Source organism: Candidatus Binatus sp., from assembly GCF_036567905.1.
Taxonomy (GTDB): Bacteria; Desulfobacterota; Binatia; order Binatales; family Binataceae; genus Binatus.
Map to the genome: position 1 here is coordinate 1 of NZ_DATCTO010000096.1, position 14,758 is coordinate 14,758.

General features: G+C 63.4%; 16 protein-coding genes. 1 reads left to right on the forward strand and 15 read right to left on the reverse strand.

The window, feature by feature from the left end:
* Positions 1-46 precede the first annotated feature (46 nt).
* From VIO10_RS14890 to rpsF, 6 genes are read right to left on the reverse strand one after another with little or no spacing between them, the layout of a single operon-like run.
* Entirely contained in the window at positions 47-688 is a 642-nt protein-coding gene (locus tag VIO10_RS14890; RefSeq protein ID WP_331965944.1) for a glutathione S-transferase family protein, read from the reverse strand.
* 13 nt (positions 689-701) lie between these two features.
* Entirely contained in the window at positions 702-1,151 is a 450-nt protein-coding gene (gene rplI / locus VIO10_RS14895; RefSeq protein ID WP_349259256.1) for a 50S ribosomal protein L9, read from the reverse strand.
* Between the two features lie 36 nt (positions 1,152-1,187).
* Entirely contained in the window at positions 1,188-2,144 is a 957-nt protein-coding gene (locus VIO10_RS14900; protein WP_331965950.1) for a DUF2232 domain-containing protein, read from the reverse strand.
* 14 nt (positions 2,145-2,158) lie between these two features.
* A complete protein-coding gene (rpsR, locus tag VIO10_RS16250) occupies positions 2,159-2,530 on the reverse strand; it encodes a 30S ribosomal protein S18 (protein ID WP_349259255.1) in 372 nt (123 codons plus the stop codon).
* A 42-nt stretch (positions 2,531-2,572) separates the two neighbouring features.
* Positions 2,573-2,860 carry a single-stranded DNA-binding protein gene (locus VIO10_RS14910; protein WP_331965953.1) on the reverse strand — a complete coding sequence of 96 codons (288 nt, stop codon included), beginning with the start codon at positions 2,858-2,860 and terminating at the stop codon, positions 2,573-2,575.
* On the reverse strand, positions 2,841-3,332 hold the full coding sequence (rpsF, locus tag VIO10_RS14915) for a 30S ribosomal protein S6 (protein ID WP_331965956.1): 492 nt from the start codon (positions 3,330-3,332) through the stop codon (positions 2,841-2,843). Before rpsF ends, VIO10_RS14910 begins: the two co-directional genes overlap by 20 nt.
* 217 nt (positions 3,333-3,549) lie before the next feature.
* Here rpsF and VIO10_RS14920 point away from each other — a divergent pair, with 217 nt between their 5' ends.
* Positions 3,550-4,617, forward strand: a complete 1,068-nt coding sequence (locus VIO10_RS14920) for a cyclase family protein (RefSeq protein WP_331965959.1) — start codon at positions 3,550-3,552, stop codon at positions 4,615-4,617.
* A gap of 150 nt (positions 4,618-4,767) precedes the next feature.
* On the opposite strand, the gene VIO10_RS14925 is transcribed toward VIO10_RS14920, so the two are convergent.
* The 9 genes from VIO10_RS14925 to dut all read right to left on the reverse strand — a co-directional run.
* A complete protein-coding gene (locus VIO10_RS14925) occupies positions 4,768-6,060 on the reverse strand; it encodes a DUF1329 domain-containing protein (RefSeq protein WP_331965962.1) in 1,293 nt (430 codons plus the stop codon).
* 148 nt (positions 6,061-6,208) lie between these two features.
* A complete protein-coding gene (locus tag VIO10_RS14930; protein WP_331965965.1) occupies positions 6,209-7,321 on the reverse strand; it encodes a hypothetical protein in 1,113 nt (370 codons plus the stop codon).
* Positions 7,322-7,405: 84 nt separating this feature from the next.
* Positions 7,406-8,875: an amidophosphoribosyltransferase gene (gene purF, locus VIO10_RS14935; protein WP_331965968.1), complete on the reverse strand. Its 1,470-nt coding sequence runs from the start codon at positions 8,873-8,875 to the stop codon at positions 7,406-7,408.
* Positions 8,868-11,105: a phosphoribosylformylglycinamidine synthase subunit PurL gene (purL, locus tag VIO10_RS14940; RefSeq protein ID WP_331965971.1), complete on the reverse strand. Its 2,238-nt coding sequence runs from the start codon at positions 11,103-11,105 to the stop codon at positions 8,868-8,870. Before purL ends, purF begins: the two co-directional genes overlap by 8 nt.
* The gene (gene purQ / locus VIO10_RS14945; protein ID WP_331965974.1) at positions 11,102-11,791 is read right to left on the reverse strand and encodes a phosphoribosylformylglycinamidine synthase subunit PurQ; all 690 of its coding nucleotides are present in this window, start codon (positions 11,789-11,791) and stop codon (positions 11,102-11,104) included. Before purQ ends, purL begins: the two co-directional genes overlap by 4 nt.
* Positions 11,788-12,033: a phosphoribosylformylglycinamidine synthase subunit PurS gene (gene purS, locus VIO10_RS14950; protein ID WP_331965977.1), complete on the reverse strand. Its 246-nt coding sequence runs from the start codon at positions 12,031-12,033 to the stop codon at positions 11,788-11,790. Before purS ends, purQ begins: the two co-directional genes overlap by 4 nt.
* 31 nt (positions 12,034-12,064) lie before the next feature.
* Positions 12,065-12,754 carry a phosphoribosylaminoimidazolesuccinocarboxamide synthase gene (gene purC / locus VIO10_RS14955; RefSeq protein WP_349259257.1) on the reverse strand — a complete coding sequence of 230 codons (690 nt, stop codon included), beginning with the start codon at positions 12,752-12,754 and terminating at the stop codon, positions 12,065-12,067.
* A 175-nt stretch (positions 12,755-12,929) separates the two neighbouring features.
* Entirely contained in the window at positions 12,930-14,378 is a 1,449-nt protein-coding gene (gene purB, locus VIO10_RS14960; protein WP_331965983.1) for an adenylosuccinate lyase, read from the reverse strand.
* Between the two features lie 72 nt (positions 14,379-14,450).
* Positions 14,451-14,758 (reverse strand): dUTP diphosphatase (gene dut, locus VIO10_RS14965; RefSeq protein WP_331965986.1); only part of this gene is annotated, 308 nt, incomplete at its 5' end.

Genomic DNA, 14,758 nt, shown 5'->3' on the forward strand with positions numbered 1-14,758 from the left:
GGACGGCGCGCGCGTTTTTCAGATGCCTGGTTGGCCAGGATGGCGATCAGCCGCCCGCGACCGGCACTGCCACGACGCCTTGCAGATTGCGGATACTCGGCCGCTCCATCATGCGCTTGATCCACGCATCGATGTTGCCGCGGTTGTTGCCGAGCACGTCGATTCCGATTTCGTTCAGCACCAGCATCCTTGGCGCGAAGCCGATGTCGGCGACCGAGAACTCACCGGCGAGAAAATTGTTGCCCTGCAATTCGTGGTTGAGGTAGTCGAGTACGCGCTCGACCGACTGATGGAGCCGCGCAACGCGATTCTGATCGCGATCGCCCTCGGGCTTGGAGACTTCGGCGATTAGCTGGCCGACCGGCGGGGTGAACGAAGTGTCGGCGAAATCCTCGAACAGGCGCGCCCGCGAGCGCATCGCGCTGGAACCTATGGGCGGCAGCACCGGGGGCTCGGGATACTCGTCCTCGAGATACTCGTTGATGATCGTCGAATCGTAAATCGTTGTATCGTCATCGACGAGCACGGGCACGCGTCCGAACGGATTGAGCCGCAGGAAGTCAGGCTTGCGATTTTCATGCTGGGCCAAATCGACCGCGACCAGTTCGTAGGTCAGGGCCTTCTCGGCCATGACGATGCGGACTTTTTGGCCGTAGGGGCAGGAAAGGAAGTCGTAGAGTTTGATCATATCGGGCAAGTCCTCATTCGGCTTGCGCCGCGACGGTAATCTTCAAGCTGGCTTCAACCTCGGAATCGAGCTTGACCGGCACCGTGAATTCTCCGAGCTGCTTGATCGGCTCGGGCAGGTGAATTTTGCGCCGCTCGATGTCGAGACCATTCTCGCGCAGCGCGCGCTCGAGATCGATGTTGGTAACCGAGCCGAAGAGTTTGCCCTCCTCGCCGGCGCGCGCGGTGAGCGTGAGCGCGAGCGCTTCGATCCTGGCCTTGACCGCGAGTGCGTCGGTGCGCTTGATCTCGCGCCGGCGCGTGGCGGTCCGCTTCTGATGCTCGAAGGCGCGGAGATTTTTCTGATCCGCCTCGACCGCGAGCTTGCGCGGCAACAGATAGTTGCGCGCGTAACCGGCGCGGACCTTGACCACGTCGCCGGTCCTTCCCAGGTTGGGAAGATCCTCGTTGAGTATGACTTGCACGTTCATCGTCTTTGCCGCCTCGTTTCCACCCCGCACTTAGAAGAAATCGCCCAGGTTGTTCGCTTCCGCGCTGGGGGGCTTGAGCCGCCGGAAGTCGATCCACATATCGAAGACGCCCGCGACGCACAGCAGCGCCGCCACAAACGGCTGCGCGAACACGACAAAATAAATTATGCCGCGTACGATCGACGGAACTGAGAGCGACTGAAAATAAAACCCGACAATCGCCAGTCCCTGGCAAAAATACACCGCCGCGATACAGATGAAGCCGTTGAGCGCGATATCGCTTACCGCCGGGACCGGAATGAACAGCCCGAACCCGCTGGCGAGCAACAGCCACACCAGCCATTCCTTCGCCGACCATCGAGAAAGATCGCCGAACAAGCTGTAGCTCAGCCGTTGCGGCCCGGCCCATCGCCAAAACACGCGCAGGTTGAGCAGCAACGAGCTGGCCGCGACCAGCAGCGCGAACGCCGGCGACAGACGCATCGTAAACGAAATGACGCTGGCTTGCGTATCGGCCGGAAGCGCCGATTGAGTCCCGAGCAGCTTGTAGAGCTCCTGCCCGCGCGCCATCCCTTGCGCAAGTTCGTCGTGAACGGTCTTGATCAGCGCGTCGGGGCCGCCCATGACCACCAGCGCCGCCACCACGGAAGCGGCAACCATCGCGCCCGCGCCAACCGCGGTGATCATCTCGAAGGAGGAACGCCGCTCGAGCATGTAGCATACGATCCCGGTGCCGAGGCCGAACGACACCAGGTAGCCGAGACCGGCAAACGATCCCGCCAGGATCGCTACGAATGCGGTCGCGAGCAGGACCGCGATAGTCGCACGGAGGTTGGGATTGGGACGCCCGACCGCATAGAGAATGATTGGTGCGGGCGCGAGCATCATCAGAATCCCACCGACCATCGGTATCGCGCCGCCGGCAAGGAAGAACGCCCCCGCCAGCGCGGCCGCGCGAACCATCCCTATAACCGCCTTGCGCGTCACTGGATTAAGCCGAGCTAGGCTCCGAGCGTCGAGAATGGCAGCAGCGCGAGCACGCGAGCACGCTTGATCGCCACCGCAAGTTGGCGCTGATGCTTGGCGCAATTGCCCGAGGTCCGGCTGGGGACTATCTTGCCGCCCTCGGTGATGAAACTGCCGAGCGTGCGCACGTCCTTGTAATCGACCTTGAGCGTCTTGTCGGCGCAAAAGCGGCATACCTTACGGCGTCCACCGGGGCGTCCCCGACGCATCCCGCCGCCGCGACCCTCACCGCCACGGCCCTCGCCGCGTTCGCCCTCGGGGCGTGGCGCGCCGTAGCGTCCGCGTCCTTCGCCGCCTTCGGTGCGCGGCCGGTCGCCGCCTCTTTCAGATCTTTCCTCGTCAGCCATTTAGATTCCCTGGTAAGATTTCCTTGACGAAAGTTTTAGTATCTATTCACTTCGCTCGATCGACGCAGCTACGACTTCGAACCCGGTGTCTGTCTTCAAGCTGCCCTTTAATGTTCTCATCCTTCCGATCACCTTAACCTGGCGGCCTGGCGCCAGCAGTTGTTTCGCCGCCAGCGCGGATTCACCGGTCATCACGATCCCGAGTCTCAGTTCCTCGCCGGGCGCGCCGCAATCGACGGTGAAGCGCAGTACAGGCGTGCCTGCCGGGGTGATGCGGACTGCGGGCTGATTGAGCAGCCGGCCTTCGAGCTCAATCCGGTTCCCTGTCACCTTCGGGCCCGGCGATTTCCTCGGCCGCCGCTTCCATTATTTCCTCGGGAGCGTCGGGTGCTTCCTCCGCCCGCTCCTCGCGCGAGGCCATCAGCGCGGCAGCGCGCGCTTCCTGGGCAGCCTTGGCCTCGGCGATACGGCGGTTGCGCGCCTCGAGTTCCTCGCGCGCCTTGGCCACATCGGCGTCGTCGTCCACCAGCACCGACAGGTAACGCAGGACGGTATCGGAGATCCGCAAGTTGCGCTCGACCTCGTTCATCACGGGCCCGGGCGAGACATAGTCCAGACGAACGTAGAAGCCGCGGCGCTCGCCCTTGATCTTGTAGGCGAGCTCGCGCGATCCCCACTCCTCGGTTTCGATCATCTCGCCGGCGCCGGCGGCGATGATACCCTCGTAGCGTTTGATGGCTTCCTTGATTTGGGGTTCGCCCGAATCAGGGCGGAGAATAAAAATAGTTTCGTAGCGCCTCATGCGCTGCACGTCCTCCTTACGGATTTGAGCCCCAAGTTGGAGCAAGGAGCAATCCCGTACAGTACCATCGCGCGTATTCGCTCTCAAGGCTGCCGGGCAATTATTTAATCGTCATGGACCCGGGCAGGATTGGGCAGGAAGTTCACTCTTGTCATTGGCGGGCAGTCTGTTAAGAGAAGATGCGGTCGCGCTCGAGCAATTCAGGAGGATACGTCCAGTGGCCAAGTCCAAGAAGAAAATAAAGAAAGCACCGCGACAAGCCCGCAAAGTCGCTCCCAAAGCAGCCAAGGGAAAGACGGCCGCATCCAAAGGCGCCAAGCGCGCGATTGCGGTGAGGATCCCCGGCTACGACGACCTGCCGGTACGGGCAGGCGCGCCGGCGGGCGCGGCGTGGGGCGTGTTCGGCGACGACGACGAAGTCGGAACGATCAATCTGCTGACGCCCGAGCGCGTGATTGCGGCCGCCGCGTCGATTCACTCGGGCAAAGTCTTCGCGATGAATCTGCCGATCAACATCCCCGACCCGCCGCTGTTCACGCGCGGCAAACATACCCACACGGTCAAGATTTTCCCGACCGCGGATTTCGTGCTCGACGACTACCTGGACAACTTCTATCCGCAATCGTCGTCGCAATGGGACGCGCTGGCGCACGTGAAGCATCCTGTGTACGGGGCGTACAACGGGATTCCCGACAATCAGATGACCGGGCGCGGCGGGATGCGGCTGGGGATCGACAACCTGGCGCGGCGCGGAATCGCCGGGCGCGGAGTGCTCGCCGACGTGGCGCGGTATTACGATCGGGTCGGCAAGTCGATCAACTTCACCAGGGCCGAGTCGATTCCGCTCGGCGACGTGCAGGCCACGCTCGAAGAAGAAGGGGTCGCGCTGCGGGCCGGCGACATCCTGCTGATTCGGATCGGATGGACGAGGTTCTACCTGTCGGCGAGCGAGGAGCTTAAGACGGAACTGGCGAAGGAGACGGTAGTGCCGGGAATCGAGGCCAGTCAACGCACGGCGCGATGGCTGTGGGACAATCATCTGGCCGCGGTCGCGTCGGATTCGCCGGCGCTCGAGGCGTTGCCGAAACCGGTGGGCGAGGAGACCGAGTTTCTTCATTTCCACCTGCTGGCGTTCTTCGGGATGCCGATTGGCGAGATGTGGAATCTCGAGGCGCTGGCGGAAGATTGCGCCGCTGACGGGCGCTACGATTTCTTCCTGACGTCGGCGCCGCTCAACATACCCGGCGGCAACGGCTCGCCGCCCAACGCGCTGGCGATCAAGTAGCAGGTGTGACCCTTGGCCATTGGCACGGCTGGCCAGTATTAAGACCCGTTGGCACGGGAAGCCAGTGTTAAAAGACGGCGCGCGCCCGCGGCGTCGGCCGCGCGCGACAACGGAGCGCGGCCTTAACATTGGGTGCAGGGGTCACCCCTGCTAATGGCCGGCTTTGCTTAGCGCCTCGGTCGTGAAGAAGTCCTTGTCCACCGCGCCCATGTTGATGTACCAGCATTCGCGCTCAGGCGTGTCCGGTCCGGGCAGGTAGCAAGTCGTCGCGATGCCGGATTGCAGGTCAACGCTGGAGGCCGCGATATTGAATTCACGCTTGAACGGGTAGACCGCAACCCTGGCGTCGGGCACCGGGCGATCGCGGTAGGTGAAAAGATAAATCTGCGCCTTCCACAACTCGCCTTTCTGATCGTAGCTGTCCACGTACGGATTGAACCATCCCTCGCCGTCAACGTACACGATCGTCTTCGACTGCAGGACGCCCGCGATTCTTTCCGGGCGCGGCGTGACTTCGACTACGTAGAGACGGCGCATCTCCCAATCGTCGGGGCATGAGGTGGCGCCGCCGTCGGTGGAGCATGGATGCGCGGGCGAGTTCCTTGCGTGCGCGCACGCAAGCATGCCGCGATCGCCCAGGTACTTGAAGTTGTACTCCTGCGGCTTGGCGCCAAATCCGCCGGCGTGATCGGCGTCCCAGGTTGAAAGTCCCGGCGAGGAGCTCATCATCACTTCGTTCACCCGGCGCACGCGCCGCGATCCTGCCAGGAATGCCCACGCGTCGTCGGCCTTGTTCGCGTCCCAGTAGCGATAGCGGATGGCGCCGCTGCCGCGATCTTCGGCGGGCGTGAGGGTGGGATAGGCGCCGACGCGCACCCAGACGCCGCTGGCCTTGAAATCCGGGTCGGCCGGCATCGGCTCGACCTCGGTGCGTCCGATATCGGAGTAGCCTGCCAGATGCCCGGTCTCGGTCATCAGCATCAGCTGCTGTTGCGCGCCGGGATTTTGCCTCGCCACCTGGCATTCGAAATAACGCAAATCAAAGTCGTCGGTCGCGATCGGCTTGAAGTACTGGTTCCACATGATCTTGGTCGCGACGTAGGGATCGTTGGGATCGAGGAGGGGGAACGGCTGCCCGGCGACGTAGCCGAGCAGGTCGCGATGGTCCGGGGCCAGGCGCACCTGGCTCGAGTACTTTTCGGTCGCGTCCTGGTAAGGCGGCGGCCAATCGACGCGGCTCGGCGCCACGATGTTCATCTGCATGCCCTTGGCGACTGCGACGTAGGTGCCAGGACTTACCAGCGTCCGGACCTGCTCCGCATTCTTTGGCGTGATGACGTCGCCGGGTTTGACCCCGGCATAAGCTTGCGTAATTGAGAGCGTCATCGCGAAAAAAACTGCGATAACTGCCAGCCGGGTCGGGATGCGGAGTTCGCTCGGCATTTTCATAAACTAAAGTATCACTTTAACTCGACCGCGACCCGGCGGCAGCGTTCGGTTCCGGGATTGACGAACGAGTAAACGCCCGCTGCCAGAAGCTTGTCAAGCAACCTTGCGGCGTCGCAGCCAAAGCCCCGCGACCTCGCAAACCCTACAGATCGCGGCGGTAGGTGACGAAGTTGCCGGTGACGTGGGCGCCCAGGCTGAGCGCGGTGCGGCGCGAGGCCCAGTTGTCGTCGAGCACCAGAGTGTAGCCGGCAAAGCGCATCGTGCGCTGCGCCATCGCCAGGAACGATCGCGCCGCCATCGCCAGCGCCACCCCGCGTCCGCGGGCGCGCGCAACGACGCCGACATTTATCAGCGCGCCTCGCGTACCGCCGCCGCGCTCGGGGTCGAGCCGGGCGGCTCGGCGCACACGGGCAAGCGCGGTGCTGAAATCGGGCACCGAGAAGACGGCGCCGACGCACTCGCCGTCGATTGCCGCAAGCATCGAGAGATCGGCGACGGGAGTTTCCCACAGCGACGTGAGCATCGGACGCACTTCCGCTCGGGTCACGGGATTCCATCCCCAATGGCGATCGAACGCCCGGTTGGTCACGTCAGTCCACGCGTCAATCGCGGCCAGGAACCCGAACTCGCGCCAACTTTGAATCGTGATGCCGGCCAGTCCGGCCGCATCGGCCATCCGGCGATAGCGCGCCAGAATTTCAGGCGTGAGCGGCGCGGTGTAATCGAGCTGCCCTTTTTCGGTAACGAAGCCGGCTTGCTTGAAGTAGCGATGGTATGCGGGAGGATTTCCGCGCAGCAGAAACGACGGCAACAAGCCGTAGTTGTCGATCGCGTAGGGATAATCGAGAAACGCCGCGAAGCCACTGCGAACGGCGCGCATGCCGCGCTGGCGGATCGATTGCACGGCCTGGTCGAGCATCGCGGCGACGGCGATGTCCTCGCCTTCGAGCGCCTCGAAGTGAATCAACTGGCCGAGTTGCTCGTTCCAATGTTCGATGTAGCGGCGATTGATAACCGCGCTGACGCGCGCGACGACCCGGCCCGCGCGCCGCGCGCAAAAGGGCGTGACTTCGAGGTACGCCGCCAGCGGACTGCGGCGTGACAGCAGATCGATCTCGCTGTGCATGTCGGGCGGCCACCAGGCGTTGCGCGCGCCGTAAACTTGAAATGGAAGGCGCGCGAACTCATCCAACTGCTCGCGGCTGGTTGGCTGTTCGACGCTGATGGTGTCGCCGGTTGGTTTGGGATTTGCCACCATGATTCAAACCGGATCGCGCGCTCAAGAGTCTTATAGCCATGGGGCGGCCAAAGATCATCTGCGCGGAAGATCGCGCGGGGCCTAGCGGCGCTCGGCCTTCAGCCCGTCTTCATTTGCGAGAAACAGATGTAACTGGGCGGGTGTGGTGTCGCGCGGAATCTCGACCGGATATTTGCCGGTAAAGCACGCGTCGCAAAATCCCTCGCGGCTGCCACCGTTGAACGAATAGAGTCCGTCCCAACTCAGATAGGCGAGCGAGTCGGCGGTGATGTAGCGACGGATTTCCTCGATCGAATGCGCAGACGCCAGCAGCTCCTCGCGGGTGGGCGTGTCGATGCCGTAAAAACACGAGTGGGTGGTGGGCGGCGCCGCGATGCGCATGTGAACTTCGCGCGCGCCCGCCTGGCGCAGCATCGGGATCACTTTCCTGAGCGTGGTGCCGCGCACCAGCGAGTCTTCGATCAGCACGATTCGCTTGCCGCGCAGCAATTCGGCCACCGGGTTGAATTTGATCTTCACGCCGAAATGGCGAATCGACGCGCGCGGCTCGATGAACGTGCGTCCGACGTAATGGCTGCGCACCAGGCCCATCTCGAACGGTATTCCCGATTCTTCCGCGTAGCCAAGCGCGGCGGGCGTGCCCGAATCGGGCACCGGCACGACTATGTCGGCGACCGCCGGAGCCTCGCGCGCGAGCGCGCGGCCCTGCTGCTTGCGGACCTGGTACACGTTGCGGCCGTAAACCTGGCTGTCGGGCCGCGAGAAATACACGTACTCGAAAATGCATCGCTTGGTCGGCGCATGTGCGAACGGACTGAGCGAGCGCAGCCCGTTGTCGTCGATGACGATCATCTCGCCGGGTTCGATCTCGCGAACATATTCGGCGCGCACCAGGTCGAGCGCACAGGTTTCCGAGGCCACGATCGTCGCGCCGTTGAGACTGCCCAGCACCAGCGGCCGGAAGCCCTGCGGATCGCGCACCGCGATCATCGAGTCTTCGGTCAGCACGACCAGCGAGTACGCGCCGCGCACTTGCGCCAGAGCCTCCGCGACCCGCTCCGGCAGCGTGGGCGCGTGCGAAGCGGCGATCAGATGAATCATCACCTCGCTGTCGGACGACGACTGGAAGATCGATCCGGTCGATTCGAGGCGTGCGCGCAGTTCATTGAAGTTGACGAGGTTGCCGTTGTGCGCCAGCGCCAGTCCGCCGCGCGCATACTGGACCACCAGCGGCTGACAGTTGTTGATGGTGGTCGAGCCGGTGGTCGAGTAGCGGTTATGCCCTATAGCGCTGGTGCCTTCGAGTCTCGCGATGATCGTGCTGTTGAAGACGTCGGCGACCAGTCCCATCCCGCGATGCGAGATCAGCGACTTGCCGTTGGACGACACGATTCCCGCCGACTCCTGCCCGCGATGCTGCTGCGCGTAGAGACCGAGGTAGGCGAGGTTGGCAGCCTCGGGGTGTCGATACACGCCGAATACTCCGCATTCCTCGTGGAAGACGTCGAGGTTCGATTCTTCGACTGCTATGACCGAGTGCGTTTCAGTCACCGCCTCTGAGCCTCCTTGGAATCGCGTCTTCATAAATTCGCCGCAGTTCGGCAACGTCTTCATCGAGACCGGCCGCGGCGGCAATCTTGAGCCGGGGATCGGCGATTACGCGTCCGATGACCGCAAATTCCAATCCTCGCCCCGCAAACAATTTCTCGACGCGAGCCGTGTCGCCCGGTGCAATCGACAGAATGACGGTAGATGCACCTTCACCGAAAAAAACCGCGTCGGCGTTCCCAGCGCGCCCAAGTTCAACTTCGGCTCCCAGAATTGCCCGCGGATTGAAACAGGCTTCGGCCAATGCCACCGCGAGGCCGCCCTCGGCGACATCGTGTGCCGATCTTATCAGCCCCTGTTCGGCGCCTTCAACCAGCCCCTCGACCAGCGCCGCTTCGCGCGCCAGGTCGATCGCGCCAAGCCGGCCGCCGTCGATTCCGAAGATTGCCGCGTACTCGCTCGCCGCAATCGACGGCGCGGCGGTGCGCACCAGCGCGATCGCGTCGCCGGGCGCCTTGAAGAACTGGGTGACGTGCTTCGCGACGTCGCTCATCACGCCCAGCACTGCGATCGTCGGCGTCGGAGGAATCGAGTGGCCTTCGGTCTCGTTGTAAAAGCTCACGTTGCCGCTGACCACCGGCGCGCCCAACGCGATCGACGCGTCGCGCAGCCCCTCGACGCCGCGGATGAACTGCCACATCACCTCGGGCCGCTCCGGATTGCCGTAGTTCAGGCAATTGGTGATTCCGACCGGACGCGCCCCCGCGCATGCGACATTGCGCGCCGCTTCGCAGACCGTCCCCACCGCGCCGAGATACGGATCGATAGCGCAGGCGCGAGGATTCGAATCGACTTTGAGCGCGATTGCGCGCCGCGAATTCTTGATTCGCAACACGGCGGCGTCGCTGCCCGGCCCCAGCACCGTGTTGCTCTGCACGATCGAATCGTATTGCCGATAGACCCACTTCTTCGACGCGATGTTGGGACTGTCGAGCAGCGCGCGAAGCGCTGTCGCCGTCTCGGGATGTTTTTCAGTGACAGACACTTTGCCGGCCGGCTGAGTCCCGGGCGCGGCCGCGGGACGATCGTAAATCGGCGCGTCGTCCGCCAGCGCGCCGATTGGAATATCCGCCACGACCTGCCCGCGCCATCGCATACGCCATCGCTGGTCGTCGGTCAGGTGGCCGATCACAACCGCGTGCAGGTCCCATTTCTCGAAGACCGCCTGCAAATCCGCCTCGCGCCCGCGCTCCGCGACGATCAGCATTCGCTCCTGCGATTCGGAGAGCAGAATTTCGTACGGCGTCAGTCCGGCTTCGCGCAGCGGGACCTGGTCGAGGTCGAGTTCGATCCCGAGTCCGCCATGCGACGCCATTTCGCTCGACGACGACGTGAGTCCCGCCGCGCCCATGTCCTGGATCGCGACGATCGCACCGGTCTTGCCCGCTTCCAGGCACGCCTCGATCAATAATTTCTCGGTGAACGGATCTCCGACTTGCACCGCCGGGCGCTTGGCCTCGCTTTGCTTGTCGAACTCCGCCGACGCCATCGACGCTCCGTGAATTCCGTCGCGTCCGGTTGCAGAGCCAACGTAAAGCACTGGATTGCCGGGGCCGCGCGCCTTCGCGCTCATCATCTCGCCCTTGCGGACCAGCCCGAGGCAGAACGCGTTGACCAGGATGTTGGCGTTGTAGGCCGCGTCGAACATCACTTCGCCCGCGACCGTCGGCACGCCCACGCAGTTGCCGTAACCGCCGATTCCGCCGACCACGCCGCCGAGCAGATAGCGCGTGCGGGGATGATCGAAGGAGCCGAACTTGAGCGAGTTCATGCTCGCCACCGGCCGCGCGCCCATCGTGAAAATATCGCGCAGGATTCCGCCGACACCGGTCGCCGCGCCCTGGTACGGCTCGACGAACGAAGGATGGTTGTGGCTTTCGATTTTGAAGACCGCCGCCCATCCGTCGCCGACGTCGATTGCGCCGGCGTTCTCGCCCGGCCCCTGCACCACGAGTTCGCTCTTCGATGGCAGCTTTCTCAGATGACGGCGCGACGATTTGTACGAGCAATGCTCCGACCACATCACGGAGAACACGCCAAGCTCGGTGTAAGTCGGGAGGCGGCCGTTGATCTGTTCGATCTTGCGGTACTCATCGGGCGCGAGTCCGTGCGCGCGGGCCTGTTCGAGATCGACCTTCGGCTCGCCGGGAAGAGAAACAGGAAGCTCGCTCATCGCGCGCTCCCTGCTATTGACTGAAATATCTTGAGTCCGTCCACCCCGCCGAGCATCGCCTCCACCGCGTGCTCCGGATGCGGCATCAGGCCGAAGACGTTGAAGCGCTCGTTGGCGACGCCCGCGATCGCGCGCATCGAGCCGTTGGGATTGGCGGCGTCGCTCTCGCGCCCGTCGGCATCGACGTAGCGCAGAATCACCTGCCCGCGTTCTTCCATCCGGCGCAGCTCATCTTCGGGCGCGACGTAGAGTCCTTCGCCGTGCTTGATCGGAAGCCGGAGCAAATCGCCCTGCTTCGCCGCGCGCGTGAACGGCGTGCTTGCGTTCTCGACGCGCAGCCACACGCGCTCGCAGATGAAGGAGAGCGAGCGGTTGCGGGTGAGAGCGCCAGGCAGCAGATGCGCCTCGCACAGAATCTGAAAGCCGTTGCAGATGCCAATCACCAAGCCGCCGTCGGCGGCGAACTTCGCCACGCTCTTCATGATCGGCGAGAAGCGCGCGATGGCGCCGGTGCGCAGATAGTCGCCGTAGCTGAAGCCGCCCGGCAGCAGCACGCACTCGACGCCGCCGAGCGACTGGTCCTTGTGCCAGAGTATTCGCGCGTCCTGGCCCATCACGGCGGCCAGCGCATACAGCGAGTCGCCGTCGTCCAGCGAGCCGGGGAATCGCACGACGCCCCACTTCATTCGCCGTCCACCTCGAAGCGGTAGTCCTCGATCACGGGGTTGGCGAGCAGCTCCTCGCACATCTTCTTTGCTTCGTCGCGCGCCTCCGACGCGGTGCGCGCCTGGACTTCGAGCAGGATATATTTGCCGACTTTGACGCCCGAGACGTTTTTGAAGCCGAGACTTTGCAGCGAACTTTCAACCGCGCGGCCCTGCGGGTCGAGAATTCCCATCCGGGGCGTCACGAACACTCTTACTTGCAACTCAAATCCTCTTGCGCGCCGCCATAAACCATCAGCTTTCCACCCGGCGCAGCATCTCGTGATAGGCCTCCGCGACGCCGCCCAGGTCGTGGCGGAAGCGATCCTTGTCGAGTTTCTGGCGGGTGGCTTTGTCCCAGAAACGGCAGGTGTCGGGGCAGATTTCGTCGCCGAGCAGAATTTCACCGTGATAGCGTCCGAACTCGAGCTTGAAATCGATCAGCATCACGCCGCGCTCGTCGAGGAATTTGCTCAGGATGCCATTGACCTTCAGCGCCATTGCGTCGATTTGCTTGAGCTCCGCCGCGGTGGCCCATCCAAACGCGATCGCGTGCTCGCCGAGAATCAGCGGATCGTGGAGCGCGTCTGACTTGTAGTAGTACTCGACGATCGGATGCGGGAGCGGTTCGCCTTCTTCGCGGCCGAGCCGTTTTGCCATCGAGCCCGCGACGAGATTGCGCACGACGGTCTCGACCGGGACAATGTGCAGGCGCTTGCACAGCATCTCACGATCGTTCAAGCGGCGGACGAAGTGCGTTCTCACGCCATTCTTTTCGAGCAGCGTGAAGAACAGCTCCGACATCCGGTTGTTCACGACGCCCTTGTCCGCGATAGTGTCGCGCTTGGCGCCGTCGAAGGCGGTCGCGTCGTCCTTGAAGTAGGTGATGACGAGGTCGGGATCGGACGTGGAGTAGAGTTTCTTCGCCTTGCCCTCGTAAAACATTTCGAGTTTTTGCGGAGTCGTTTCCACGATGCGTTCTCCCTGTCGGTCGATCGGATTATCTTAACCTAATCATCTTACCGACCGGTCGCCTCATCACAACGAAGCCCGGCGCCGATTGTCCACAAAGCTCCGCGCTTATACACATCGAAGCGCGCGAGCGTGTGGATGGCGGATCTCACGGCTTCGGCGCGCGCGCCTTTTTCGCCGCAGCCGCGTCCGATACTTTTGCGGGTGGCGCGAATCGCTCGACCAGTTTCGCCGCCAGGCCGGTGTAGCTGCGCGGATTCAACTCGCGGAGCGCACGCCGCGCGCCCTCGTCCAGCGGCAGCGTCGCGATGAATTCTTCGATCACGCGCCGATCGATCCGCCGGCCGCGCGTCAGTTCCTTGAGCGTCTCGTATGGTTTGGGCAGCCCATGGCGCCGCATGAGAGTCTGAATCGCCTCGGCGACGACCTCCCACGCCTGCTCGGCTTCGAGATCCTCGGCAATGCGCCGCTCGTTGACCTCGACGCGCTCAAGACCGCGCTCCAGCGACTCCAGCGCGACGATCAGATGGCCGAACGCCGTGCCCATCGATCGCATCGCCGTGCTGTCCGTCAGATCGCGCTGCCATCGCGAGACCGGCAGCTTGGCCGCCAGGTGATCGAACAGCGCGCTGGCGATTCCGAGGTTGCCCTCGCAGTTCTCGAAGTCGATCGGATTGACCTTGTGCGGCATCACCGAGGAGCCGGTCTCGCCCGCGACGGCTTTTTGCGCGAAGTAACCGATCGAGATGTAGCTCCACATGTCGCGGCAGAAGCCGATCAGGATCGTGTCGATGCGCATCATGATGCCGAACAGCTCGGCGATAAAATCGTGGCTCTCGATCTGCGTGGTCAGCGGATTCCAGGTCAGACCGAGTTGCTCGACGAAATTTTGCGAGTGCGCGATCCAGTCAACCTCGGGCTGGGCGAAGTGATGCGCGTTGAAGTTGCCGACCGCGCCGTTGAGCTTGCCGAGAAATTCCTGGCGGCGAAGCTGCGAGAGTTGGCGCGCCACGCGCGTGGCAAATATCGCCATCTCCTTGCCGACCGTCGTCGGCGACGCTTCCTGGCCATGCGTCCGCGCCATCATCGGACGGGATTTGTAGCGATGCGCCAGCTTGACGATCGGCGCGTTCGCCGCTTCCAGGCGCGGCGTCAGCTCTGTCGCCACGAACTCCTTGAGGATGAGCGCGTAGGCGAGGTTGTTGATGTCCTCGGAGGTGCACGCGAAATGCACCATCTCAATCGGCAGCGCGCGGTCGATCGCGGCGACTCGCTCCTTGACAAAATACTCGACCGCTTTGACGTCGTGATTGGTAGTCGCCTCGAGTTGCTTGACGCGGCGCGCATCGTCGAGCGCGAAGTCCTCGTAAACGGCGCGGAGCTTTTTCGCAGTCGCAACCGGGATCGGTTTAAGCGCGCTGATCGCGGGATGCCCGGCGAGCGACAGGTACCATTCGATCTCGACGCGAACGCGGTAGCGAATCAGCGCGAACTCGCTGAAGTAGGCCTCCAAGGGGCGGGTGCGCGCGCGGTAGCGGCCGTCGATCGGCGTCACCGCGGTCAATGCCGCGTCGGTCTCGGTGGGTTTGTCTTTCACTCTTTCACTGCATGCTGATGAAACTAAATTACGCGAGGATGCTCGCGCAATCGAGGGTCGCGCCGAACGCGTTCAGCGGCCGGTGTGGCCAAAGCCGCCGGGGCCGCGCGCGCTCGGCGCCAGTTCATCGACCTCGACGATATCGGCGCGAATGACGGGCGCGATGACGAGTTGGGCGATTCGATCGCCGGGTTTAATCACGATCGGCTGGTCGCCCAAATTTACAAGTAATACTTTAACTTCTCCGCGATAGTCGGCGTCGATGGTTCCCGGCGAATTGATCAGCGCGAGTCCCTCTTTCAGCGCGCGGCCGCTGCGCGGCCGCACCTGCCCCTCGTAACCGGCCGGGATCTCGACGGCGATGCCGGTCGCAACGGCGC

What these genes read in the sequence shown, in the direction of transcription:
- rpsF (WP_331965956.1), bottom strand. Translation starts at nt 3,332, where the DNA reads ATGAGGCGCTACGAAACTATTTTTATTCTCCGCCCTGATTCGGGCGAA.
- VIO10_RS14925 (WP_331965962.1), bottom strand. Translation starts at nt 6,060, where the DNA reads ATGCCGAGCGAACTCCGCATCCCGACCCGGCTGGCAGTTATCGCAGTT.
- VIO10_RS14890 (WP_331965944.1), bottom strand. Translation starts at nt 688, where the DNA reads ATGATCAAACTCTACGACTTCCTTTCCTGCCCCTACGGCCAAAAAGTC.
- rpsR (WP_349259255.1), bottom strand. Translation starts at nt 2,530, where the DNA reads ATGGCTGACGAGGAAAGATCTGAAAGAGGCGGCGACCGGCCGCGCACC.
- purL (WP_331965971.1), bottom strand. Translation starts at nt 11,105, where the DNA reads ATGAGCGAGCTTCCTGTTTCTCTTCCCGGCGAGCCGAAGGTCGATCTC.
- purC (WP_349259257.1), bottom strand. Translation starts at nt 12,754, where the DNA reads ATGTTTTACGAGGGCAAGGCGAAGAAACTCTACTCCACGTCCGATCCC.
- purQ (WP_331965974.1), bottom strand. Translation starts at nt 11,791, where the DNA reads ATGAAGTGGGGCGTCGTGCGATTCCCCGGCTCGCTGGACGACGGCGAC.